Origin of the sequence: Microbacterium sp. CJ77 (genome assembly GCF_002911615.1) — a bacterium.
In the GTDB taxonomy this organism is placed as follows: Bacteria; Actinomycetota; Actinomycetes; order Actinomycetales; family Microbacteriaceae; genus Microbacterium.
In genome coordinates this window covers 64,951-87,488 of sequence record NZ_PQBR01000016.1, presented here as the reverse complement: position 1 = coordinate 87,488, position 22,538 = coordinate 64,951, and the positions used below count along the sequence as shown (strand labels likewise).

17 protein-coding genes are annotated in these 22,538 nt (G+C 69.1%); 9 read left to right on the top strand and 8 right to left on the bottom strand.

The genetic code is table 11. From position 1 onward, the window contains the following. Positions 1-5: 5 nt before the first annotated feature. From C2868_RS10270 to C2868_RS10255, 4 genes are all read right to left on the bottom strand, one after another. Positions 6-2,354: a discoidin domain-containing protein gene (locus tag C2868_RS10270; RefSeq protein ID WP_181003425.1), complete on the bottom strand. Its 2,349-nt coding sequence runs from the start codon at positions 2,352-2,354 to the stop codon at positions 6-8. A 259-nt stretch (positions 2,355-2,613) separates the two neighbouring features. Then, the gene (locus tag C2868_RS10265; protein ID WP_103663246.1) at positions 2,614-3,609 is read right to left on the bottom strand and encodes a glycosyltransferase family 2 protein; all 996 of its coding nucleotides are present in this window, start codon (positions 3,607-3,609) and stop codon (positions 2,614-2,616) included. A 71-nt stretch (positions 3,610-3,680) separates the two neighbouring features. Beyond that, positions 3,681-5,003 (bottom strand): O-antigen ligase, encoded by a 1,323-nt coding sequence (locus tag C2868_RS10260; RefSeq protein WP_258034429.1) that lies wholly within the window; start codon positions 5,001-5,003, stop codon positions 3,681-3,683. Continuing rightward, positions 5,000-6,403 carry an O-antigen ligase gene (locus C2868_RS10255; RefSeq protein ID WP_103663245.1) on the bottom strand — a complete coding sequence of 468 codons (1,404 nt, stop codon included), beginning with the start codon at positions 6,401-6,403 and terminating at the stop codon, positions 5,000-5,002. The genes C2868_RS10260 and C2868_RS10255 overlap by 4 nt, the downstream gene beginning before the upstream one ends. Before the next feature lie 184 nt (positions 6,404-6,587). On the opposite strand from C2868_RS10255, the gene manA reads away from it, so the two are divergent. From manA to C2868_RS10235, 4 genes are all read left to right on the top strand, one after another. Next, positions 6,588-7,778, top strand: coding sequence for a mannose-6-phosphate isomerase, class I (manA, locus tag C2868_RS10250; protein WP_103663244.1), 1,191 nt, complete (start codon positions 6,588-6,590; stop codon positions 7,776-7,778). A 164-nt stretch (positions 7,779-7,942) separates the two neighbouring features. Further along, complete coding sequence (locus tag C2868_RS10245) at positions 7,943-8,263, top strand: WhiB family transcriptional regulator (protein WP_081766244.1); 321 nt, start codon at positions 7,943-7,945, stop codon at positions 8,261-8,263. A gap of 57 nt (positions 8,264-8,320) precedes the next feature. After that, positions 8,321-11,509, top strand: a complete 3,189-nt coding sequence (locus tag C2868_RS10240; RefSeq protein ID WP_146048039.1) for a glycosyltransferase family 2 protein — start codon at positions 8,321-8,323, stop codon at positions 11,507-11,509. Beyond that, positions 11,506-12,909 (top strand): DUF5719 family protein, encoded by a 1,404-nt coding sequence (locus C2868_RS10235; RefSeq protein WP_103663243.1) that lies wholly within the window; start codon positions 11,506-11,508, stop codon positions 12,907-12,909. Before C2868_RS10240 ends, C2868_RS10235 begins: the two co-directional genes overlap by 4 nt. 72 nt (positions 12,910-12,981) lie before the next feature. On the opposite strand, the gene C2868_RS10230 is transcribed toward C2868_RS10235, so the two are convergent. Further along, the gene (locus C2868_RS10230) at positions 12,982-13,428 is read right to left on the bottom strand and encodes a metallopeptidase family protein (RefSeq protein ID WP_258034428.1); all 447 of its coding nucleotides are present in this window, start codon (positions 13,426-13,428) and stop codon (positions 12,982-12,984) included. A 142-nt stretch (positions 13,429-13,570) separates the two neighbouring features. On the opposite strand from C2868_RS10230, the gene C2868_RS10225 reads away from it, so the two are divergent. Then, positions 13,571-13,777: a DUF3499 family protein gene (locus tag C2868_RS10225; RefSeq protein WP_100810361.1), complete on the top strand. Its 207-nt coding sequence runs from the start codon at positions 13,571-13,573 to the stop codon at positions 13,775-13,777. A 189-nt stretch (positions 13,778-13,966) separates the two neighbouring features. Next, positions 13,967-15,250 (top strand): HNH endonuclease signature motif containing protein, encoded by a 1,284-nt coding sequence (locus tag C2868_RS10220; RefSeq protein ID WP_157813883.1) that lies wholly within the window; start codon positions 13,967-13,969, stop codon positions 15,248-15,250. Positions 15,251-15,433: 183 nt separating this feature from the next. On the opposite strand, the gene C2868_RS10215 is transcribed toward C2868_RS10220, so the two are convergent. Then, positions 15,434-16,291 carry an RDD family protein gene (locus C2868_RS10215; RefSeq protein WP_100810246.1) on the bottom strand — a complete coding sequence of 286 codons (858 nt, stop codon included), beginning with the start codon at positions 16,289-16,291 and terminating at the stop codon, positions 15,434-15,436. Positions 16,292-16,308: 17 nt separating this feature from the next. Here C2868_RS10215 and C2868_RS10210 point away from each other — a divergent pair, with 17 nt between their 5' ends. From C2868_RS10210 to katG, 3 genes are all read left to right on the top strand, one after another. After that, positions 16,309-17,304 carry a stage II sporulation protein M gene (locus tag C2868_RS10210; protein ID WP_100810247.1) on the top strand — a complete coding sequence of 332 codons (996 nt, stop codon included), beginning with the start codon at positions 16,309-16,311 and terminating at the stop codon, positions 17,302-17,304. Positions 17,305-17,404: 100 nt separating this feature from the next. Continuing rightward, entirely contained in the window at positions 17,405-17,872 is a 468-nt protein-coding gene (locus tag C2868_RS10205; protein ID WP_100810248.1) for a Fur family transcriptional regulator, read from the top strand. Positions 17,873-17,903: 31 nt separating this feature from the next. Further along, a complete protein-coding gene (katG, locus tag C2868_RS10200) occupies positions 17,904-20,243 on the top strand; it encodes a catalase/peroxidase HPI (RefSeq protein WP_103663242.1) in 2,340 nt (779 codons plus the stop codon). Between the two features lie 71 nt (positions 20,244-20,314). Here the strand turns inward: katG and C2868_RS10195 are convergent, their stop codons facing one another. Beyond that, positions 20,315-21,103, bottom strand: a complete 789-nt coding sequence (locus tag C2868_RS10195) for an aquaporin (RefSeq protein WP_103663241.1) — start codon at positions 21,101-21,103, stop codon at positions 20,315-20,317. Between the two features lie 78 nt (positions 21,104-21,181). After that, entirely contained in the window at positions 21,182-22,537 is a 1,356-nt protein-coding gene (locus C2868_RS10190; protein ID WP_103663240.1) for a DUF58 domain-containing protein, read from the bottom strand. Position 22,538 lies beyond the last annotated feature (1 nt).

Sequence of the window (22,538 nt, the reverse complement as noted above, 5' to 3'; positions counted from 1 at the left end):
GTCGGTCAGCGGGCAGCGACCTGCATGACAGTGACGTCGTCGAACCGTGCAGGATCCGCATCATCCGCGTTGGCGAGCGTGACCAGTGCACTCGTCTCGTCGCCGGCAGTCGTGAACGTCACCCACTGATGCTCCCACTGCGCTGATGAGGTAGATGTCGCTACTGTGCCGGACCGGGGGAGACCGACCGCCAGCGTAGCCCGAGCATCGGCGCCGTTCGCACGGGTGTACGCGCCGACGGTGTAGGTCGTGTCGGGGCGGAGGCCCCGGATCTCGGTCGAGATCGACGCACCGCCGACGACTTCAGCGGCGTGGTTGCCTCGACGGAACACGGTGGACTGCGCTTCTGCCGTGCCTTCGGAGCTCCATCCGCTGAGGTCGCCGGTTTCGAACCCACCGTTGAAAACTCCCGCACGGTAGGCCCCGAGTTCCGCGAGTTGGAACGCGAACTGCCCGTTCGAGCCGGTCACGGCGCCGAGAGTAGTCGCCTCGACAGTGATGAAGCGGACCTCTGCGACCTCGAAGGAGAAGGACTGTTCGCCAGAGACGGGTGCAGCGGCACTGTAGCTGTTGAGATCGGCGAGGGGAATCCATTCGGTTCCGTCCACCGAGCCGCGGATCTGCGCATCAACGGGGAAACCTGAGCTTGCCGTGCCCCGCGTCGTGTATGGCCACAGCGACACGCTGTCGACCGGCACGACGGCACCGAGATCGACGGTGATCGACTCCGTTGCGGTCGCGGTCTGGTGTGTCTGCGAACTCCAGCCACGTACTCCGCCATTGGGAATATCGACGGCGTATCGGCGGCCGTCGATGGCCGCGAGCACGCCCCAACCGTTCGTCGGCTCTTCGCGCGACGTGGAAGCCGAGGCAAAGCCCCCGGACGCCGTGGCTGCGAGGTTGGTCACAGACGGTTCGCTCGCACCGAGCTGGGCCCCGGTCCCGCGATCGGTCGCAGAGAACGTGATCTCGACAACTCCGTTGGCGGGGAGTGTGATCTCGTCGGCGTAGGTAGACGATGCCTTGACGACGGCGTCGGCCACGACAGGTGCATTCTCATTCGCACTTGGATAACTCGACGCGATCGACGTGGAGCCATCCGAGTAGCCGTTGCCCTGCTGTGCGCTGATGGCGCGTTGGACAATGCGTACGTTCTCCTTCGCATAGGGCAGATTCTCGAGGTCGAGAGTCGTCCTGACATCGGTGGGTGTCGTGTTCCAGAACAGGACTGTTGCGTCTGTGGACGCCGTGCTCTTGCTGAGGAATCCATAGACATCTTGCGTGTCAGTGCCTGCACCGGTCGCGTCGAGTTCTACGCGGACGTCGCCCAGACGCGAATACATCTCAAAAACGTTGCCAGACGACTTCCGGTGCCCGTCGGCCGTGACCAGGCCGAGGTCGCCGTTGTAGGGCATCGCGAACCGAAGTCCTTCGGTGGGCGTGAAGTAGAAGACCTTCTCGGCCGACGATTGACCTGCGAGGTAGAGCTGCCTCGCGATGTAAGACGCTCCCGTCGAACTTGCATTCGTGTCGGAACCGCTGCCCGGACCGTCCTCCATTCGCGGGTGGTTCCCCCACTCGGTTATAAGGATCGGCAGGTCGGGTCTACCAGCCTCCGCGAGCAGCTTGGCTGTGGCCTCCACAGTGTTCCAGTTGTTCGTGGAGTAGTTGTGTACGGAGAAAAAGTCGATCGGCACGGTCGGGTTCGTTGCTATGAAATCAATGAACTGACCAGAGACATTGCCTTCTGACGTCAGATACGCTGCGGCGGCGCCTCCGACGCGGGCCGTCTGGTCGACCGACTTCACGGTGGAAGCCGTAGCCGCGTACAACGCGTTGTACTCGTCGAATGTCCCTGTCCAGTGGCTACCGTCAGGCTCGTTCCAGACTTCCCAGTCCCACCCCGTGAAACCGAGTTCCTTGTAGTGCGATACAACTGCGGCGACTGCGGCTGTCCACTCCTGCAACGGTGGCGGCGACCACGGCGACTTCGCGAACGCGGTCGGAGTGTACGACAAGGCGATCAACGGCTGGAAGCCCTGATCGAGCAATGGCACGACGGTCTGGTCGAGGCGGCTGAAGTCGTACGTGATCGACCCGTCTGCTTGCTCGACCACGACCCCGTAGAGATAGTCGTTGAGAATGTGGTCGAGGCGGATCTGCTGAAGCCCCATCTGGGAGAACTGCGGAAGCTTGTCGGTGAACCACCGTGGGTTGTTCATCGGCGCGTAGCCGCCTTGCGAGGCGTTCATGATCTGCGCGCGGTCGAAGGGGGCGCCTTTGTCCGCGTAGTCAGCCGCGAACCGAGCCGTCGTCGCGGTGTCTGTCGGCACGGTGGCGGTGGGGTCGAGCACCGTTGCGAAGTCTGGTTGCGGGTCGTATTGAATCAGCGGTGTGGGTGTCGGCTCGGGCTCGGAGGGGCCGACACACGCGGTCAGTGTTATAGCGAAAGTGATGCCGACAGCCACCGAAAGGGCACGTAGTTTTCGAGGGGTAGAGCGGGATCGGTGAGGAGTCGTCAAGACACGGCCTTCCTGGATGGGTCGTCGTCGTTGTCGTAGTCGTGAATATGGAACCGGGGATATGGCGGACTCCGAGAGGGCTGCGATCAGGCTATTCGTTCGTAATGAGGGGCGGCATGGGCTTCCATGACGCATCTCTTGCGATTCTGCGCCCATCGCGGAGCCCGCGTAATAGGTTGCTCGTGCCTCGAACGGTGTGTTCGACGGCTACCAGACGGATGAGCTCTTTCAGAAACGTCAGCGATGTTCCCAAGCCGAACAGCAGCGGCCGGTGGACGCCGAGCGCGCGGTAATAGTTCTTCATGTGCCCACGATTGCGCATGATGTAGTAGCGGTAGGCGTCGCTCGATGCGTTCATATGGCGGATGCCCATGTCCCACTGCTTGATCTCGCGCGTCCGGCGCAGGACGAACTCGTTCACGATCACGGAGGTCGTGATGCGCGAGGCGAGCCAGCCGTAGGTCTGGTCGTCCCAATAGATGAAGAAACGTGGATCGGGTAAGCCGATCTGTTCGACGATGTCGCGGTGGATGAACATGCCCTCGAAGCATCCGGAGTTCATCTGCTTGAAACCGGATTCGTCGAAGCCCGCGGGGGCGAACGGGATCGGGATACCCATTGGCTCGGAGACCCGGTACTGCCAGTAGAACTCGCTGCCGTCGTAGTCGTAGCGGCGACCCTGGATGCTCTTGAAGCGCGGTGCCCATGCCCCCATGCGGGCGAGGCCGTCGGGCAGGACCTCGACGTCGTCGTCCATCAGCCACATCCACGTCGAGCCCAGCTCGTAGGCCACGCGCATGCCCTCGCTGAAGCCGCCGGACCCGCCCGTGTTGGTCTCGAGGCGGCGGTAGACGATCGTGGCGGGGATCTGCTCGCGGAAGGACTCCACGACCTCAGCGGTGTCATCGACCGAGGCGTTATCGATCACGACGACATGGCCCGGGTGCGGATCCATCCGCACGATCGACGCGAGCAGCTTCGACAGCAGCGCGGAACGGTTGTACGTCACGATCGCGATCGTCGCCGATGCGGGGTCGAACACGGTGTCGGTCGACGAAGTGCTCGTCGCATCTGGGCTCTGAGGCATGGCTAACCCATCTTATCCGCCGTCGGGTACGGTTCTGTCGGACACATGGGCGCTCCGGCTGCGGCAGCGAGCTACTGCTGCGACATCGGCAAGGGGTTCGTCGGCGCGGCTGATCGGATGCCATCCCGCCACGACCGGCTGAGCCCCGCACGCACGACGCAGACGACGAGCAGGAGCCACCCGAATCCGCTGAGCGTGAAGCTCTCGAACATCGAATCGACGAGCAGGGTGACCAGGATGAGCGGTGTCCAGGCGTAGAGGACGGAGCGACGCTTGCTCGCCACCAACCATGAGCGGACGACCGCGAGCGCGCACATTCCGGCGAAGAGCAGGAAACCCACCCATCCGGACTGCAGAAGCACGTCGAAGTACGCGTTCAGGGCGGTCGCGTGCGACTCGTTCGTGATGATGTTGATCGACGCGAACGGGAACTCGGACGTCGGCCACGGGCCGAACCATCCCCAGCCCTGAATCGGGCGGAAGCGCACGTAGATCAGGATCGTGTCCCAGAGCTCGGCGCGAGTCGCGAAGTCGGAACCGGCGTTCAGGAGCGCGACGATCGCATTCCGGAAGAAGTACGCGATCGTGCCGCCGAAGACGAGCAGCGCCAGCAGCGCGATCTGGAGGGTCCTTCGCTGCGCGGCGGGGGCGTGGCGGACGAGAGCCAGCGCGCCGGTGGCGAGGGCGACCGCGAGAGCGAGAACGAACACCGTCGGAGACGCGGACAGGATGGCGAGGAGCCCGCCGAGCATGAGTGAGAAGATCGCGAGGCCGCGCGGGATCGACCGGGTCCGCCACTCGATGACGAACGTGATGAGGGCGATCACCGCGACGAAGCCGAGCATGTTGCGCGTGCCGAAGATGCCCTGGACCGGACCGCCGAGGGCGATGTTGCCCTGGATGCCCAGGAATCTGATCGGTATGTCGAGCAGGATGCCGGAGAGGATCTCGAGGGCGAGCGACAGCGAGAGGAGGGCGCGGAGAGTGTCGCCGAGGGCACGCATGGTCTGCAGGGTGTCGCGAACGTGAGCGACCACGATCGCGAGAAACGCCGGTCCCGCGAGCACGAGCCAGCCGACGAGCGTTCGGGGGGGCTCCGTGCTCCACACGGCCGTTGCCAGCAGCCACACGAGGAACAGCACGAGAGTCGACGGGACGAGGCGCATCAGCACGAGCTCGTGTCGACGGCGGACGAGTATCGCGATGCCAACGGCGCACAGCCCCGCGACGATCGTGGCGTAGGCCGTGACCCCCGCCGTCCTCTGGATCGCGAAAGACAGCGCGATGGAGCCGAAGACGGCGAGCGTGAACGCGCGCGCGAAGGCGGCGGAGTCGAGTGCGTCCCAGACCCACTCGAGCAGGGGATGCCGAGGCAACCCCGCGGGGTTCGTCACGGGATGATCCGCTCGACCTGCTCGCCGCGCTCCATCGCGAGCCGGCGCTCGGTCGGGCCCTCGCCGACGAGCGGCGACTGCCCGATCTTGTGCGAGAGCATGACGACGAAGAGCCAGCCCCACTCCGACAGGGGGCGTGATTCGGCCAGACCCTGAACGAGCAGGACCGTCATGACGAGCGTGGGCAGCAGCGTGAGCGCCTGGTACGGCCGGTCGGCCGTCAGGTCCCAACGGGGACGGTCGATCGCGAAGAACCAGGCGCGCCAGATCAGGGCGACGTACGTCAGGATCAGCAGGCCGAGGCCGATGGCGCCGACCTGGAAGAAGGCGTCGAGCCACATGTCGTGTGCGTGGAACACCGTCAGATCGTTGACGACGATCCAGCCGTCGAACTCGGGCACCCACGGCAGCCACGGGGTCGAGAACCCCCAGCCCAGGACGGGATGCTCGATCGCTCGGGCCCACACGGTCTCCCAGATGTACTCGCGCCCGGTGAGGTCGCTCGACTTGCCGAGCAGCGCCAGCACCTGATCGCGACCGAACCATGCGGCGAGTGCCCCGCCGACGCCGATCACGGCGTAGGCGACGTAGAACTTGGTGCGCTCGCCCGGACGCCGGGTCGTGCGCATGAGCAGCGCGGTCGCCAGCACGATGGCGACCGCGACCACGGCCAACCAGACCGTTCCCGAGCTCGAACGCCAGAGCAGGAACGCCGACAGCGCGATCCACCCGTACAGGAGGGCCTTGCGCGGCGCGCCCGAGGCGATGCGGATCGCGAAGACGATGATCGCGAGCAGCGCGGCGATAGCGAGCAGGTGCGCGTTGCCGACGATGCCCTGGATGCGGCCGCCGTCGAGCAGGTTGTTGCGCGACCAGTCCAACTCGGTGACCATGTCGCCGTTCCAGAGCAGGAAGTTCGGCAGGATCGGATGCTGCACGATCAGCGAGACCCACAGCTCGAACAGGATCGACAGCGCCATGACCCACTTGAGGGCCGACGCGATCGCGCGCACCAGCTCGCGCCAGGTCAGCACACTCGCGATGAAGAGCCCCTGGACCGTCGTCGCGGCGAGCAGCACCCAGGTCAGCACGGTCGCATCCCGCCACGTCGACCAGATCACGGAGGCCCCGGCCCACGCGACGTATGCGAGAGGCAGCCACGGGAGCTGTCGCCAGGCGATGACGGGACGCAGCACGGCCCAGAGCACGCCGCTGACGAGCGTCGTGATGCAGACGAGGACGACGAGGCCCACGGCGCCGAGCAGGTTGAACCAGAAGGTCGTCGCGAGCGCGATGAAGAGCACGAAGATCGTGTAACCGCGCAGCATCAGGTGCCCCGTCGATTCGCGGGTGGGCGCCGCGGGAGGGGCGCCGACGGGGTGTCGCGTGTGGACGGCCATGGTGGATTCAGGGTACCCGTATCGGCGCTGCAGCCCTCGGTGGGTGAGCGCGCCACACCGCGCGCGGCATGAGGACTTCGGCGCGAGACGAGGATGCGGCGGGCTCCGGGGTCCTCGCGCCGAGCTGAACTCCTCACGTGCGCGCTCAGTCGAGGCGCGGGCCCGCCCGTTCTAGGCTTGTCGCATGCTCGTGCCCCTCACCAATGTCCCGCGCAACTACGACTGGGGTTCGCGTGACGCGATCGCCCGTTTGCAGGGCCGCGAGGCATCCGGCGCGCCCGAGGCCGAGGTGTGGTTCGGGGATCATCCCGGTGCGCCCGCCCTCGTCGGCGACGGATCGGGGCGCACGCTCGACGCCTGGATCTCCGAGGAGGGCGCGGCGCGGGGCTTCACGACATCCCTGCCGTACCTGCTCAAGCTGCTCGCGGCAAAGTCGCCCCTGTCGATCCAGGCTCATCCGACCCTCGAACAGGCCCGAGCGGGTTACGAGAGCGAAGAGGCCGCGGGCGTGCCGCGCGATGCCGCGCATCGCAACTATCGCGACGCCAATCACAAGCCCGAGGTGATCGTCGCCATCGATCGGGACTTCGAGGCGCTCGCGGGCTTTCGTCCGGTCGGCGAGCTTGCAGAGATTCTGGATGCCCTGGGTGTGGAGGACCCGGATGTGCGCCGCCTCCGCGACGCGCTCGATGGGACCGAAGACGATGCCCGGCGGGCGATCACCACCTTTGTCGGTGCGCTCCTGGGCGGGGATGTCGGGGGAGCGCCCGCGCTGATCGCCGCCACCGCGGCGGCGAATGCGTCGCGATTCGCAGAAGACTTCGCGGCGCTGCGACGCATCGAAGAGGCGTACCCGGGCGATCCCGGCGTCGTCGTCGCACTGCTCATGAATCGCATCGTGCTCGCGGAGGGCCAGGCCCTGTTCGTGCCGGCGGGTGTGCCGCACGCGTACCTGCGAGGTCTCGGGGTCGAGATCATGGCCGCGAGTGACAACGTGCTGCGGGGCGGGCTGACACCCAAGCACGTCGATGTTCCCGAGTTGCTGAGCGTGCTCGACGCGAGTCCCGGACGCATCGCGCTCTTGACGCCGGTGGTCGAGGCGCCCGGCGTCGAGGTCTTCGCTCCCCCCGTGTCCGACTTCTCGCTCGTGCGGGTGCGGCGGAAAGACGCAGCCGAGGGGGAGTCGCGGGTGGAGCTTCTGGGAGCCACGATCGCCCTCGCGACGCGCGGGCGTCCGACCATTGTCGGGTCGACCGCATCGGTCGCGCTCGCGCCCGGCGAAGCCTGCCTGATCACCCCGGACGAGGGGGCCGTGCGGATCGCGGGAACGGGCGAGGTCTTCCTCGCGCGGTCCGGTCGAGCGGCGTCGGTCTGAGCCGGGCGCGCCGCCGAGGGTCGACACGCCCGGCCCGGCGCGTCGTGAACGTTCATCTCCGGATTGAGGGTTTACGATGCCGCGCTTGACCTGGAGCGAATGACAACGGTGTAATTAGTCCTACGCGATTGCGTGTGTGGGGGGACTAAGAGGTGGGAGACGAAATGGCGGGTACGGAATATCGTTCCGGCGTTCCCGACAACTGGTTCGTCGACCCGGTTAATTTGGGGGTTCCGGGAGTTCGACGGCCTGTCGAGGACGAAGATCCCTTGTCGTGGCAGACGGACGCGTTGTGCTCGCAGACGGATCCGGAGGCCTTCTTTCCGGAGAAGGGCGGATCCACGCGAGACGCGAAGCGTGTCTGCACGACGTGTGAAGTACGCGGGCAGTGCTTGGACTACGCACTGGCCAACGATGAGCGCTTCGGCATCTGGGGCGGGCTCTCTGAGCGCGAGCGCCGCAAGCTGAAGCGTCGGGCGGTCTGACGCACGCGGCGCGTTCACCCGGGCGACGGCGCTCAGCACGCCTAGGCTGACGGAGTCATGCCAGCCCGTGTTCATGCTCTTCTGGTCGTGCGCGTCGATGGCGCGGACGACCAGGCGATCGGGCACCTCGAACGCACCCTTCGCGCGGTGGGGGAGAGTACCCGGCGCCCGGACGCCCTGACCCTGATCGTCTGCGGCCGCGTCGCCCCCCGGGTGACCGAGCTGGCCGCCTCGGCCGGAGTCGAAGCCGTCATCGAGGCTCCCCGCAGTACCGGATACGCGGGTGCGGTGCGGATGGCGAGCGTCCGGCTCGGCGATGCCGACGCCGTCTGGCTTCTCGCGCAAGACACGGCACCCGACCCGGATGCGCTTCGTCTCCTCGCGGGTTCGCTCGAACTGCAGCCTTCGGTTGCCGCGGCGGCGCCGAAACTGGTCGCGTGGGATGCCTCCGACGCGATCGTCTCGCTCGGGGTGTCGATGACCCGATACGGCCGCACCGTCGGCCTCGTCGACGGGCGACTCGACCAGGGCCAGCACGACGGGGCGGAGGACGCACTCGGCGCGGACGTCCGGGGGCTGCTCGTGCGCCGCGCGGTGTGGGATCTGCTGGGCGGCATCGACCCCGCTCTGCAGGGCGCCGACGAGGGGCTCGACCTGGGTATCCGGAGTCGCCTCATCGGCGGGCGGATCGCTCTCGTCCCGGCCGCGCGCATGGCGGTCGCGGGGGACGGTGTCGCGGGGCTGCCCGCACCGCGCGATGGTCGTCGTATCCGCCAGCGGGACTTCATGGCGCGGACGGCGCAGTTGCACCGGCGGCTCGTCTACGCGCTGTCGGGGCTCGTGCCATTGATCTGGTTGAGCATCCTTCCCCTCGCCGTCGCGCGGACGATCCTGCACATTCTTCGTAAGTCACCCGGCTCCGTTCCCGGCGAGTGGCGCGCGAGCGCCCTGGCATGGGCGCGCGTGGGCGCGGTCGCCCGCGCACGCGGCAGAATCCGAGCCGCGGCCCGGGCCACGCGAATCCGGGTACCGTGGGCGCAGCTCGCGCCGCTGCGCGTGACGCGGGCGGAGCTCCTCCGTCGATTCGACGATCCCGACGACACGGCCGCTGAGGCCGATGTGCGCACCGACCTGAGGTTCTTCACCGGGGGCGGCGCCTGGACAGTGCTCGCGGCGCTCGTGGTCGGAGCGATCGCCTTCTTCCCCCTGCTCGCCTGGAGCAGCGTCGAGGGCGGCGGCCTGCTGCCGTTGCAGTCCACGCTGCACGGCCTGTGGGCCGATGCGGCCTACGGTCGACGAGAACTCGGACTGGATGTCGTGGGCCCCGCGGACCCCTTCGCCGCGGTCATCGCGATCCTGGGCAGCCTGACCCCCTGGAATCCGTCGACGGCCCTCGTCGTCCTCTGGATCCTCGCTCTGCCGCTCGCGACGCTCGGTGGCTGGTACGCCGCAACGCGCTTGACCGAGCGCTCGGGCCTGCGCATCGCGGCCGCGATCCTCTGGGCACTCGCGCCCACCTTCCTGACGGCGCTCGTGCAGGGCCGACCCGCCGCCGTTCTGCTCCACCTGCTGCTTCCCTGGCTGTTCTACGCCGCTGCGATGGCGCGACGATCGTGGGGCTCGGCTGGAGTGGCGTCGTTCCTCCTCGCAGCCGCCGTGGCCTGTGCGCCCTCACTCGCCCCCGCGCTCGCGGTGCTCTGGCTCGCCGCGCTGGTCACCGCGGGCCGCGGAGTGGCGCGTGTCGCGTGGCTGCCGGTACCGGCGCTTGCGATGTTTGCGCCACTGATCTGGTTCCGCGGCATCCGTGGCGGCGACCTGTGGGGACTCTTCGCAGATCCGGGACTGGTATGGGCGGCGCCGCAGGCCACGGCCGATGTCGCCGGGCGGGCACTCCTGGCCAGCGGATTCCCGACACCGGACCTCGCCGGGTGGACGACCTGGCTCGGCGGTTCGGGCATCGACTCCGGGGCCTCGTGGTGGCTCGTGCTGCCCCTCGCTCCGCTCGCGGCTCTGGCGCTGTTGTCGCTCAGCACCCCACGCTGGCCGGTCGGCGGGACGCTCGTCGCCGTCGCGGTGGTGGGGCTTGCGTCGGCGTTCTTCGCAGCCGGATTCGTCGTGCAGTTCGCGGCCGGTGAGCCGGTCGCCCTCTGGCCGGGGAACGGGCTCAGCCTCGCCTGGCTCGGCATCGTGGGCGCGGCGGTCGTCGCGGCCGATACGCCCCTCGCGCGTCCCATCGGGGCGCTGCGTCCATGGGCGGTCCTCGTCGCCGTGGCGGGAGTCGTCATCCTGTCGTTTCCCGCGCTCTCGGCGACGATCCAGGATCGAGCAGAGCTGCAGAACGGCCGGTCCTCCACGCTCCCCGCCTTCGTCGCCGCCGTCGGGCGCGACGATCCCGATCTCGGCACGCTCGTGCTCACACCGCTGGCCAATGGGGCCGTTTCGGCTCGCGTCGTGTGGGGTGCGAGCGAGACGCTCGGCGGCCAGACGACGCAGCTGAGCACCGCGACGGTGCCGACCGCTTCCGCGGAGCAGCTCGCGGCGCTCTCGGCCGAGCTCGTCTCGCCGAGTGTCGTCGACGTCGCCGCCGATCTCGCCGCGCAGGGCATCGGCTTCGTCCTGCTCGGAGACGGCGCGGGCACAGAGGCATCCGACGCTCTCTCGCTCCAGGCGATCGCCTCGCTGGACGCGCGCGCCGGTCTGGACGCCGTCGGTGACACCGCACGCGGCAAGCTCTGGCGGGTCGCCGACGACATCGAACTCGCGCCGCGCGCGCCGCTCAGCCGCGCGGACGTCGCGATACAGCGCGTCATCGTCGCTGGTCAGGCGGGTATCGTCCTGATCGCGCTGTTGTTGGCGTTCCCGACCGCCGCCTCGCGCCGTGCCGCGAGGTCTCGTTCACGCCTGGTCGGGATGCCGACCCGGGCGGCCGGCGCGGGTACGTCCCGGCCGCGCCCGGCGCGCGTTCGTGCCGAGCGGACCGGGCGGACCGGGCGGACCGAGAACGCTGTCGCGGAGCCGACCGAGGCCGGGCACGCCGAGCCGGAGTCACCGGAATCCGAGACGACGGCGTCCGGTTCGACAGCACCCGACGCGCAGCAGCCCGAGCCCGAGCCCGCGCTGGAGGGCGAGCCAGAGGGCGATGGCGCTGGCGATGGCGATGGCGCTGGCGCTGGCGAGGAGAGCATGACCGATCGAACGCAGGACGACCGCGCGACGCGCGCGTCGGACGGAGAGGATCGCGCATGAGGGCGACGGGCTGGCTTCGGGCGCTGACGACGGGCACACGGGTGCTCATCGGGGCGTTTCTCGCGGTCGTGATCGTCGTCGTGGTGATCGCGGCAGTCGGATTCCCCGTGCCGGGACTCACGCGAGAAGCGCTGCGCATCGTCGATACTCCGACGCCCTCCGAGTCGGTGGCTGTCTGCCCGGGCCCCTTGCTCGCCACCGGCCGTACGTTCGGGGCGGCCGGCGACGTCTCGGTCGCGGGCGAGGCATCCGTCGTGTCCGGGGCTCCGGAGGGGAGCCCGCGCGAGGATTCTCTGTCAGCGCGCATCGGCGAGGGTCCGCGGGTCCTCCGGCTCGAGCCGACGGGTGACGTGCCCGCCGCCCTCGCGGCCGCTCAATCGTCTTCGGTCGCGGACGACGACCTCTCGGGATTCGCCGCCACCGCGTGCACGTCGCCGCAGTTCGAGTCGTGGCTCGTCGGCGGCGCGACGACGACGGGCTCATCGGACCTCGTGGTCCTGTCGAACCCGGGCGACGTTGCCGCGACTGTCCAACTGACCGTCTACGCATCGACCGGCGTGCTCACGCCGCCGGGCGGCCGTGACATCGTCGTCGCCGCGGGCTCGCAGGTGGTTCTGCCCCTCGCCGGTCTCGTTCTCGGCGAACTCGCGCCCGTCATCCGGGTGCAGGCCGAGGGCGCGGCCGTCGTCGCGCACCTGCAGACGAGCCGGACGCAGACGCTTCAGCCTGTCGGGCTCGACGTCACCGGACCCACGTCCGCGCCGACCGAGCATCAGAGGATCGTGGGCCTCGTCACACCGAACCCGGGCGAGGGGGCTGCGAGCAACGTCGCCACGGCCTCGGTACGGTTGCTGGCTCCGAGTCAAGCCGTCTCGGCGAAGATCAGCGTCTTCGCCATGGGCGCCACCCAGCCGGTCGGTCAGCCCGTCGACGTCCCGCTGAGCGCGGGAGTCCCGCTCGAGATCGATCTGCCGGGGCTCTCGGCCGGCACGTACACGATCGAGGTGACCGCGTCGTCCCCGATCGTCGCCGCAGGATGGAGTTCGACCGCCGCGGACGGTGTCCGCGACAACGCCTGGATCGCGGCCTCGCCGGCCCTCGATGAGCCTTCGTACGTCGCGGTCGCACCCGCTTCGGCCGGGGCGTCTCCCACGTTCCGTGTTTCTGCCGAAGATGAGCCCGCACGGGTCACCCTCACGCCGCTGGACGGGGGCGCACCAGTCGAAGTCGCGCTCGAGGCGGGCGTGTCGCAGTCGGTCCCGGTCGCTTCCGGGGTGTGGCGCGTCGAGGCATCCGGCACGGTGTTCGCATCGATCGGTTACGCGGGTTCGGCTGCGCTCGCCGGATACCCCGTTTCCGCGTCGGCGCAAGCGTCGGCAGCTGTCGTCGTCGTTCCGTGAGGCATCGCGTTCGCGAGGGCGTCGTCACCTGAGGCGCCGTGCCGAGGTGCGGGGCGCCGACTCCCGACGCGTTCAGAAGTAGCGGAAGCGTTCGGGGCCGAGGTCCCAGGGGTCGCGGTCGAGGTATTCGGCGGCGGCACGAAAGACGGTGCCCTCGATCATCATGCGCCGGTGGAGTTCGTCATCGCGGTGCGTCCGCACGAGGCGCTCGATCGGCACGCGGAAGAGGATGATCCGGTTCGCCTCGCGATCGATGTGCCACCGGGGGATTCCGTCTTCGTGTGGCTCCGTCGGCATGTGCCCGATCTGGAAGTCGACGTCGCGCAGTTCCGGCCACGCCGAGCGGAGGAAGTCGGATGCCGCGCCCACGGCGATGTCGAAGCGCTCGAATCGGGTATCGAGGGGTCCGATCGGCGGCCGGACGACAGCGCTCCGGCCCTGTCGCCCGTGCCGACCGTGTCGGTCCGGGCGCGGTGTGGGATCGACGCCGCGCGTGGACTTGCCTCGCCGAGCGATCATGCCTCGATCTTAGGCCGATGCCCGCGGCCCCGTTCGAGCGGTCGTCGGGAACGTGAGTGCCGGCGGCGCATCGCCGGTCACGTATCGCCGGGCACCGCGCGCCGCGGTTGCGGTGTCGGGAGGTGCGGCTACGCTGACCCCGATGCACGCAAGACTCTGCTCGAAAGTGGGCTGCGCCCGCGAGGCCATCTCGACGCTGACCTACGACTACGGCGACCAGATGGCCGCCCTCGGCCCGCTCGGCGTCGCCGCAGACCCGCACGCCCACGACCTGTGCGCGATTCACACCGAGCGCATGTCCGTGCCCAAGGGATGGGTCGTCGTCCGTCACGAGACGCTCCGCGCCTGACACCTGCGGTTGTTCCAGTTCATCACGGGCTGGATCGCCGGTTTCGGGTGATCGAGGCGGGCCGGTGCTCAGGCTCGCCCGGATAGGCATCGGTGGATGTGAGAACTCTCATCTTTTCGGGGCTTTCTCAGCGTGATTCAGGGCCATTTCGGGACTCGGATGTCGGTGGCTATCCGTAGAGTTTCGAACATGCATTCGAATGTTCGCGACGCATCCGGTGACGATGTCGATGTCGCCGCGCGTGATCTCGCGGTGCGGTTCGCGGAGGCGTCGCGGGCGGTGGCGCGGGCGCAGGCGGCGCAGGCGCGGGTGTTGGCGGATGCGGCGGACCTCGGGATGCGGCGGGTTGCCGAGTTGGTGTCGACGTCGTCGCGTGAGGCGGAGTTGCCGGTGCGGGCGTTGGCGGCGGAGTTGGGTGCTGCGGCGAACATGTCGGACCGGACCGTGCAACGCCGGATGAACGACGCCGCGACCCTGGCTGAGGCGTTCCCGGCGACGTTCGAGGCCTGGGACGCGGGACGGGTCAGTGCAGGGCATGTCGCGGTGATCGTGGAGCACGGACTGCCGCTCACGGATGCGGAGGCGCGGTCGGAGTTCGAGGCGGATGCGTTGGCTCGCGCGGAGGGGACCACGCCGGGACGACTGGGAACGGCATTGGCTCGACTCGCGGAGTCGTTGCAGCCCCGGTCATTGACGGAGGGTCACCGGGAGGCGCGGGCATCGCGGGGTGCGTGTGTGCGGGACCTCGGCGACGGCATGGCGGAATTCAGCACCATCCAACCCGCGGTGTTGGCGCATGCGATGCACGACCGGATCACCCAGCAAGCGCGGGCGATCAAGAACACCGACCCGAGTGATGCGCGCACCGTCGATCAGATCCGTGCGGACCTGGTCGCGGACATGCTCCTCACCACCACCCCGGACGCCGGGTCGGGGGCGGGAATGTCAGACGGATTCGGCGGGTTGGGGGCGATCCAGGCGATCGTGAACGTCACGGTTCCTGCCCTGGCGTTGGCCGGGGTGACGGATGAGCCCGCGGAACTGGCGGGGCGCTACCCGATCGACCCCGTGACCGCCCGCGCTCTTGCCGGGCACGCGACCGGGTGGGACCGGGTTCTCGCGGACCCGATCACCGGGTGTGTTCTTGCCGTGGACCGGTACACGCCCTCGGCGGATATGAAACGGTTTCTGCGCGCGCGGGATCAGCACTGCCGGTTCCCCGGCTGCCGGCAACCCGCACACCGGTGCGACCGCGACCACACCCACGACTACGCCCTCGGCGGTGACACCCGCACCTGCAACCTCGCGTGCCTCTGGAAGAGACACCACACCCTGAAAGGCGAAACGGGCTGGACCGTCCGCCAACTCGGCGGCGGGGTCCTCGAATGGACGTCGCCGGGTGGGCACGTCTACATCGACAGACCGCCACCCGCCGTCCACTTCACACCCAACACCGACCCACCACCCTTCTAAGGCATGGACTCGACGCATGGTCGGTCGCTGATCTCGTCGACGTGACCCGTTGTGCGTGCCTGGTCGCTGAGCTTGTCGGGGTGACCCGTTGTGCGTGCCTGGTCGCTGAGCTTGTCGGGGTGACCCGTTGTACGTGCCCGGTCACTGAGGCTGTCGACGTGACCAGCGCCGCCGCGACACGAGTCAGCGGCGGGGAAAGCCGAAGGGGACGCGCTCGAGGATCGGTGCGAGCTCTCGCATCCGGTTCTCTTGCGCGGCGAGTGCGCGTAGCTCGCGGTCGCGACGGGCGGCAGCTATACCGAAGAGGGCCGTGAGAGGGTCGGCGAGGGGCATCGGGAAGACGAATGCGGACACCTCGTCACGGAGTTCGGCGGCGATGCGGTCGCGCGCGGCGGGCGCGAGTCGCGGCGCCTGTGCGAGGAACTGGGCGAGGCGGCGCGAGACGCGATCCGGCAGTCGTGCCACATCGACGACGGTGGCCCACTGTTCCAGCCCGGGCGGAACCGGCGGGAGCGGCGGTGGGAGCGGCGCGACACGAGTGTGTTGCGAATATGTCCCGGCGAGCAGATCGCCCAGGCGCTGCGAGCGTGGGGTGAACGCTCCTGCGAGAACGGCGATCACACCGACCGTGAAGTAGATCTCGAGCACGCCGACGAGAGCCCGGATCAGGGCCTGACGGAATCCGGATGCCCCGCCATCCGATCGCACGATGCGCGTTCCGACCGCCAGTCGACCGAGACTCCTTCCGCGCGTCGTCGTCTCGACGACGGTGGGCAATACGACCAACACGAGAACGAGCGCGACGATCAGCGTCATCTGCTGGGCGCCCGCGGGCAGGAGCGGTCCGAGCGGGCCCGTGATGATCAGCAGGGCCGCGAGCATCAACACCAGCGACAACAGGATGTCGATCACCGCGCCGACCGCCCGAAGCAGCACGCCGGTGGGTTGCACGTCGAGGGCGACGGCCTCGCCGGTGAGGACCTCGTCCTCGCCCAGATGAATGGCCAGATGGGTGGCCTCGGGAGAGGAGCGCGAGGTCATGCGGGTAGTTTAGGCGCGTGGACCTCGACGCGCTGGCGACCGCACGGGCAGCCGAATGGCAACGGCTCGCCGAGCTGTCGTCGCGTCGAAGGCTCACGGGTGCCGAGGCCGACGAACTAGTCGCGCGCTATCAGTCCGCCTCGGCGGACCTCGCCGAGATCAAGTCCACGGCGGGGCGGGCGCCCCAGGGCGATGTCCTTTCGACGCTGCTCGCCGCGGCCCGGCTTCGGTTGACCCGCGCCAGCGCGAATCCGCTGCGCGCCCTGCCACGCTTCTTCGCGCTGCAACTGCCCGCAGCGCTCTACCGGGTGCGCTGGACGACACTCGTGATCGCCGCGGTCTTTGTCGCGGTCGTCGTGATCGTCGCCGCCTGGGTGGTGAGCGATCCCGCGCTGGTCGCGGTACTGGGGGACCGCGCGGATCTGCAGTACTACGCCGACGAGGAGTTCACGAGCTACTACTCCGAGAACCCGGCGGCCGTCTTCGCGGGAGCCGTGTGGACGAACAACGCCTGGATCGCGGCGCAATGCGTCCTGTTCGGGATCACCGGCTTCTGGCCCGTCATGGTCTTGATCCAGAACGCCGTCGGCGTCGGTACGGCCGCCGCCGTCATGTTCGCGTTCGACCGCGGCGACGTCTTCGTGCTGTTCATCCTTCCCCACGGTCTGCTCGAACTGACGTGCATCTTCGTGGCGGGAGCCGCCGGCCTCCACATCTTCTGGGCATGGGTCGCACCCGGGCCGAGGACGCGTCTGGAGGCGCTCGCGGTCGCGGGCCGGTCACTTGCCACCATCGCGATCGGCATGCTGCTGGCGCTGCTCGTGTCGGGCATCATCGAGGGCTTCGTGACGGCGCAGCCGTGGCCGTGGCCCGTCAAGATCGGCATCGGAGCGGCAGCTCTCGCCGGATTCCTGTTCTACATGCTCTTCGTGGGCGGTCGGGCGTCGCGTGCGGGCGAGACCGGAGATCTGACGGAGTCCGAGGCGGGCACGCCGACGCTCGTCTCGGGCTGAGTCGCACCCACTCATCGGATCCCCCCGTTCGTCGTTGCGTCGCCTGTTATTCACGGCTGCTTGTTTTGAGGTGATCAAAACTGGGGTCTAGGCTAAGGGAATGAGTTCCGCGACTGTCCATTCCCCCGGGTTGGATGCGGCCGATCTCATCCGACGGGCCGGGCTGCGGGTGACGGAGCCCCGTCGCGCGGTCGTCGAGGCCCTCCGCGTCAGCCCTCACGCGAGCGCCGAGACGGTGTTCCGCCTCGTGGCGGCGTCGGTTCCCCAGACCAGCCTGCAGTCGGTCTACAACGCGCTCGGCGACTTCGCGGACGCGGGCCTGGTGCGCCGGATCGAGCCCGCAGGTCGGCCCGGACTGTTCGAGCTCCGCGTCGCCGACAACCACCACCACGTCATCTGCACGGGATGCGGGGCGGTCGCCGATGTGGATTGCGCCGTCGGCGAAGCACCCTGCCTCACTCCCTCCGAAACACACGGCTTCGCGGTCCACGCGGCCGAGGTGACGTACTGGGGCACGTGTCCCGACTGCACGGCCGCTGCGATCGCCGCGGCATCCGCGACCCCCTGAACCCCACAACGAATCCCGAGGAAGGAAGACCATGAGCGACATCGACGACACCACCACCGGTATCGGCAACGATCCCACCGGTACGGATCAGTCCGTCACCGACATCGACACGCCCGTAGACGAGCGCGAGGACGGTGAGACGCGTCCGAGCCCGAACCCGGACGATGCCAGCTGCCCCGTCATCCACGGTCAGTCGCAGGCTCGACCCGACCGGGCACAGCCGCACCCGACGACGGGTTCTGCCAACCGCGTGTGGTGGCCGAACCAGCTGAACCTGAAGATCCTCGCGAAGAACCAGCCCGCGCGCGACCCGCTCGGTGCTGACTTCGACTACCGGGCGGCGTTCGCCTCGCTCGACCTCGCCGCGGTCAAGGCCGACATCGCCGAGACCCTCACCACGAGCCAGCCCTGGTGGCCCGCCGACTTCGGTAACTACGGACCCCTGATGATCCGCATGGCGTGGCACTCGGCGGGCACGTATCGGGTGACGGACGGCCGCGGCGGTGGTGGCACCGGGCAGCAGCGCTTCGCGCCCCTGAACAGCTGGCCCGACAACGTCAGCCTCGACAAGGCGCGCCGCATCCTGTGGCCCGTCAAGAAGAAGTACGGCCAGAGCCTCTCGTGGGGCGACCTGATGATCCTCGCGGGCAACGTCTCGCTCGAGACCATGGGTTTCAAGACGTTCGGCTACGCCGGCGGGCGCCCGGATGTCTGGGAGCCGGACGACGACGTGTACTGGGGTCCCGAGACGACCTGGCTCGCCGACGAGCGCTACGAGGGTGACCGCGAGCTCGAGAAGCCGCTCGCCGCGGTGCAGATGGGCCTGATCTACGTCAACCCCGAGGGCCCCAACGGCAACCCGGACCCGCTCGCCTCGGCCCGAGACATCCGCGAGACGTTCGGACGCATGGCCATGAACGACGAAGAGACCGTCGCGCTGATCGCCGGTGGTCACACCTTCGGCAAGACCCATGGCGCGGCCCCCGACACCAACATCGAGGCGAATCCCGAGGCCGCCGGTCTGGAGCAGCAGGGCCTCGGCTGGAAGAACAACTTCGGCACGGGCAAGGGCGACGACACCATCACGTCGGGGCTCGAGGTGACCTGGACGTACCACCCGACGCGCTGGGACAACGAGTTCTTCCACATCCTGTTCGCCTACGAGTGGGAGCTCATGAAGAGCCCGGGCGGCGGGCACCAGTGGCGCCCGATCAACGGCGGCGGCGCCGACATGGTGCCGCTCGCCCACGACCCCTCGAAGCGCCGCGAGCCGCGCATGCTGACGAGCGACCTCGCCCTGCGCGTGGATCCGGACTACGAGAAGATCTCGCGCCGGTTCCTCGAGGACCCGGATGCCTTCGCCGACGCGTTCGCGCGCGCCTGGTTCAAGTTGACCCACCGCGACATGGGACCCATCGCCCGCTACCTCGGCCCCGAGGTCCCGGCCGAGGAGCTCATCTGGCAGGACCCGGTACCCGCCGTCGACCACGAGCTGATCGACGAGGCAGACGCCGCGGCGCTGAAGGCGCAGATCTTGGCGACCGGCCTGACGGTCGCCGAGCTCGTCGCGACGACCTGGGCCTCGGCATCGACGTTCCGCGGCAGCGACAAGCGGGGTGGTGCCAACGGTGCACGCATCCGCCTCGCGCCGCAGAAGGACTGGGCCGTCAACAAGCCCGAGCAGCTGGCCCGCGTGCTGGGTGTGCTCGAGGGCGTGCAGGCATCCTTCAACGAGGGCCGCACCGACGGCAAGAAGGTCTCGCTCGCCGACCTGATCGTGCTCGCGGGCAACGCCGGCGTCGAAAAGGCGGCCGAGGATGCCGGCGTCAGTGCGCGGGTGCCGTTCCACCCGGGACGCACCGACGCGACGCAGGAGCAGACGGACGCCGATTCGTTCGCCTACCTCGAGCCCGCCGCCGACGGCTTCCGCAACTATCAGGGTCCGCTCGCGCCGATGCCGGCCGAGTACCACCTGATCGACCGCGCGAACCTGCTCACGCTCACGGCTCCCGAAATGACCGTGCTGGTCGGCGGGCTCCGTGTGCTGGGTGCGAACTGGGACGACTCGGCGTACGGAGTGTTCACCGACCGTCCCGGCGTGCTGACGAACGATTTCTTCGCCAACCTGCTCGACCTCGGCACGACATGGAAGCCGCTCGACCCGGGCTCGCACGCCTTCGAGGGCCGTGTCGATGGGACGGACGAGTTGTTCGGCCGCGGCACGCGCGTCGACCTGCTGTTCGGCTCGAACTCCGAGCTGCGCGCCCTGGCCGAGGTGTACGCCTCGGACGACGCACACGAGAAGTTCGTCCGCGACTTTGTCGCCGCGTGGGGCAAGGTCACCGAGCTCGACCGCTTCGACCTGGCCTGACCCGCGACTGACGCAGAAGAGCGGCCCGTCCCCGAGGGGGCGGGCCGCTCTTGCGGTGCCTGCGGTCGTTTCTACCGGGTGCGCGCTTCGGCCTGAGCCGGGAACGCCGGCCTCGGCTCGAACAGGGCGCGGTGGACGAATCCCGCGATCAGACCGCCGATGAGCGGGAACACGATGAAGACCCAGAGCTGTGCGAGCGCGTCTGCGCCGCCGTAGATCGCCGTCGCGATCGAGCGCGCCGGGTTGACCGACGTGTTGTCGATCGGGATCGACGCGAGGTGGATGAAAGTCAGCGTGAGACCGATGGACAGGCCCGCGAGCGCCGGTCCCGTGCCCCTGGACGCGTGCGTGACGCCGAGGATGACCATCACGAAGATCGCCGTGAAGAGAACCTCGGCGATGATGGCCGCGCCGATGCCGAAGCCGCCGGGGGAGTGTTCGGCATACCCGTTGCTGGCGAATCCACCGTCCTGGGCGCCCTGCAGCCATCCGTCGGGTCCGAAGAGCCCGATCAGCACGATCAGGGTCGTTCCGACCGCGCCACCGACGAGTTGGGCGACGATGTAGGCGGGAGCGTTCTTCCATTCGAAGCGCCCGGATGCCGCGAGGCCGAGCGTGACGGCGGGGTTGAAATGTCCGCCCGAGATCGGTCCCCAGGCGTAGATACCCGCCATCAGGGTCAGACCGAACGCCAGGGAGACCCCGACGAACCCGACGCCGAGCGGCGTGCCGTTCGAGCTGACGCCGAAATTCGCGGCGAACAGTGCGGTGCTTATGGAGCCGAAGACCAGGAGGAAGGTGCCGAGTGCCTCGGCGGCGAGTTTCGTGGCTGTGGAGGGGGTTTTCACGGGTTCCGTCATGGCGGACTCCTCTCTTCTGGTGCCGAGCGTAGCGGGGCGCGTGCGTCCGGCGCGAGAGCCGCGCATCAGGTGTTCTTCTCAGAGGCGCCCGGCGGCCTTGAGCGCGAGGTACCGGTCGGCGATCTGCGGGGGCAGCTCGTCCGGACCGCGCAGGATCGCGTCGGCACCGAGACGTGTCAGCGCATCTGTGAGGCGCCGCGTATCGAGCAGTGTTCGCTCCGCCGCCGCGGCGAGCCACAGATCATCGCTCCGATCCCGCTCGGCCGCGTTCTGTTCGAGAAGGACGTCGGTCACCGCCCCGACGAGGACACGTCCGCGGGCCGTCACTGCCGGGAGGCGCGAGAGCAGCGTGCGGCTCGCGCTCGCGGCGTCGAGCGCGGTCAGCAGCACGACGAGCGACGCGTGCGAGGTCAGCCGGGACGCCTGGGCGAGCGCCGCGTCCCAGTCCGTGTCGATCAGCTGGGGTTCGACGCCGGCCATCGCATCGACGAGCGCCGGGAGCAGGCGCGAGCCCCGCACGCCACTCACGCGGGCGCGGACGACCCGGTCGAACATGAGCAGGTGCACGTGGTCGCCGGCCCGGTCGGCCAGGGCCGCGAGCAGCAGCGCGGATTCCATCGCGGCGTCCAGCCGGGTGCCATCGCCCACGCGCGCGGCGGAGGTGCGGCCCGTGTCGATCACGATGACCACGTGCCGGTCGCGTTCGGGCCGCCAGGTGCGGAGCATCGTGGTGCGGGCCCGCGCGGTGGCACGCCAGTCGATCGAGCGCACGTCGTCACCGCGGACGTACTCGCGCAGCGAGTCGAACTCGGTGCCCTGCCCGCGTACCTGGACGCTCGTGCTGCCGTCCAGTTCCCGCAGCCGGGCGAGACGTGAGGGTAGATGGCGGCTCGCGTGGAAGGGCGGCAGGACGCGGAGCGCGGCCGGCGCGGACGTGACAGCCTGGCGGCCCGCGAGCCCCAGGGGGCCGAGGCTGCGGACCGCGACGAAGGCCGTCCGGCGCTCGCCGCGTCGGCGGGGGACGAACGTCACGGGGAGGGTACGGCTCTCGCCTGCGGGGATGTCGAGCGCCTGACGCGAGGGTTCGGCGCCCGCCGTCGGTTCCCAGCCATCGCGGAGGAGGCCCCGCAGCCGCCGTGGCCCCGTGACCGCGACCGTGATCGTCGCGCGCACCGGCACGCCCAGGCGGGCGCGCGCGGGCGTCTCGCGCTCGATACGGATGGCCCGCGGGTCGGCCGAGGCCGAGGCATCCGCGATCGCCGCGATCGCGCAGAGCAGCAGCCATCCCGCGACCGCCAACCACGCGACGGTTCCCGAAGGAATGCCCGCGCCGGTCGAGTCGCCCCCGTCGGATCCGCCCGCGGCGAGCGAGAGCAGGATGACGGGCACGACGCCGAGGCCGATGAGCGCGGCGAGACGTCCGGTCACGTACACG

What these genes read in the sequence shown, in the direction of transcription:
- C2868_RS10265 (WP_103663246.1), bottom strand. Translation starts at nt 3,609, where the DNA reads ATGCCTCAGAGCCCAGATGCGACGAGCACTTCGTCGACCGACACCGTG.
- C2868_RS10255 (WP_103663245.1), bottom strand. Translation starts at nt 6,403, where the DNA reads ATGGCCGTCCACACGCGACACCCCGTCGGCGCCCCTCCCGCGGCGCCC.
- manA (WP_103663244.1), top strand. Translation starts at nt 6,588, where the DNA reads ATGCTCGTGCCCCTCACCAATGTCCCGCGCAACTACGACTGGGGTTCG.
- C2868_RS10245 (WP_081766244.1), top strand. Translation starts at nt 7,943, where the DNA reads ATGGCGGGTACGGAATATCGTTCCGGCGTTCCCGACAACTGGTTCGTC.
- C2868_RS10240 (WP_146048039.1), top strand. Translation starts at nt 8,321, where the DNA reads ATGCCAGCCCGTGTTCATGCTCTTCTGGTCGTGCGCGTCGATGGCGCG.
- C2868_RS10235 (WP_103663243.1), top strand. Translation starts at nt 11,506, where the DNA reads ATGAGGGCGACGGGCTGGCTTCGGGCGCTGACGACGGGCACACGGGTG.
- C2868_RS10230 (WP_258034428.1), bottom strand. Translation starts at nt 13,428, where the DNA reads ATGATCGCTCGGCGAGGCAAGTCCACGCGCGGCGTCGATCCCACACCG.
- C2868_RS10225 (WP_100810361.1), top strand. Translation starts at nt 13,571, where the DNA reads ATGCACGCAAGACTCTGCTCGAAAGTGGGCTGCGCCCGCGAGGCCATC.
- C2868_RS10220 (WP_157813883.1), top strand. Translation starts at nt 13,967, where the DNA reads ATGCATTCGAATGTTCGCGACGCATCCGGTGACGATGTCGATGTCGCC.
- C2868_RS10215 (WP_100810246.1), bottom strand. Translation starts at nt 16,291, where the DNA reads ATGACCTCGCGCTCCTCTCCCGAGGCCACCCATCTGGCCATTCATCTG.
- C2868_RS10205 (WP_100810248.1), top strand. Translation starts at nt 17,405, where the DNA reads ATGAGTTCCGCGACTGTCCATTCCCCCGGGTTGGATGCGGCCGATCTC.
- katG (WP_103663242.1), top strand. Translation starts at nt 17,904, where the DNA reads ATGAGCGACATCGACGACACCACCACCGGTATCGGCAACGATCCCACC.
- C2868_RS10195 (WP_103663241.1), bottom strand. Translation starts at nt 21,103, where the DNA reads ATGACGGAACCCGTGAAAACCCCCTCCACAGCCACGAAACTCGCCGCC.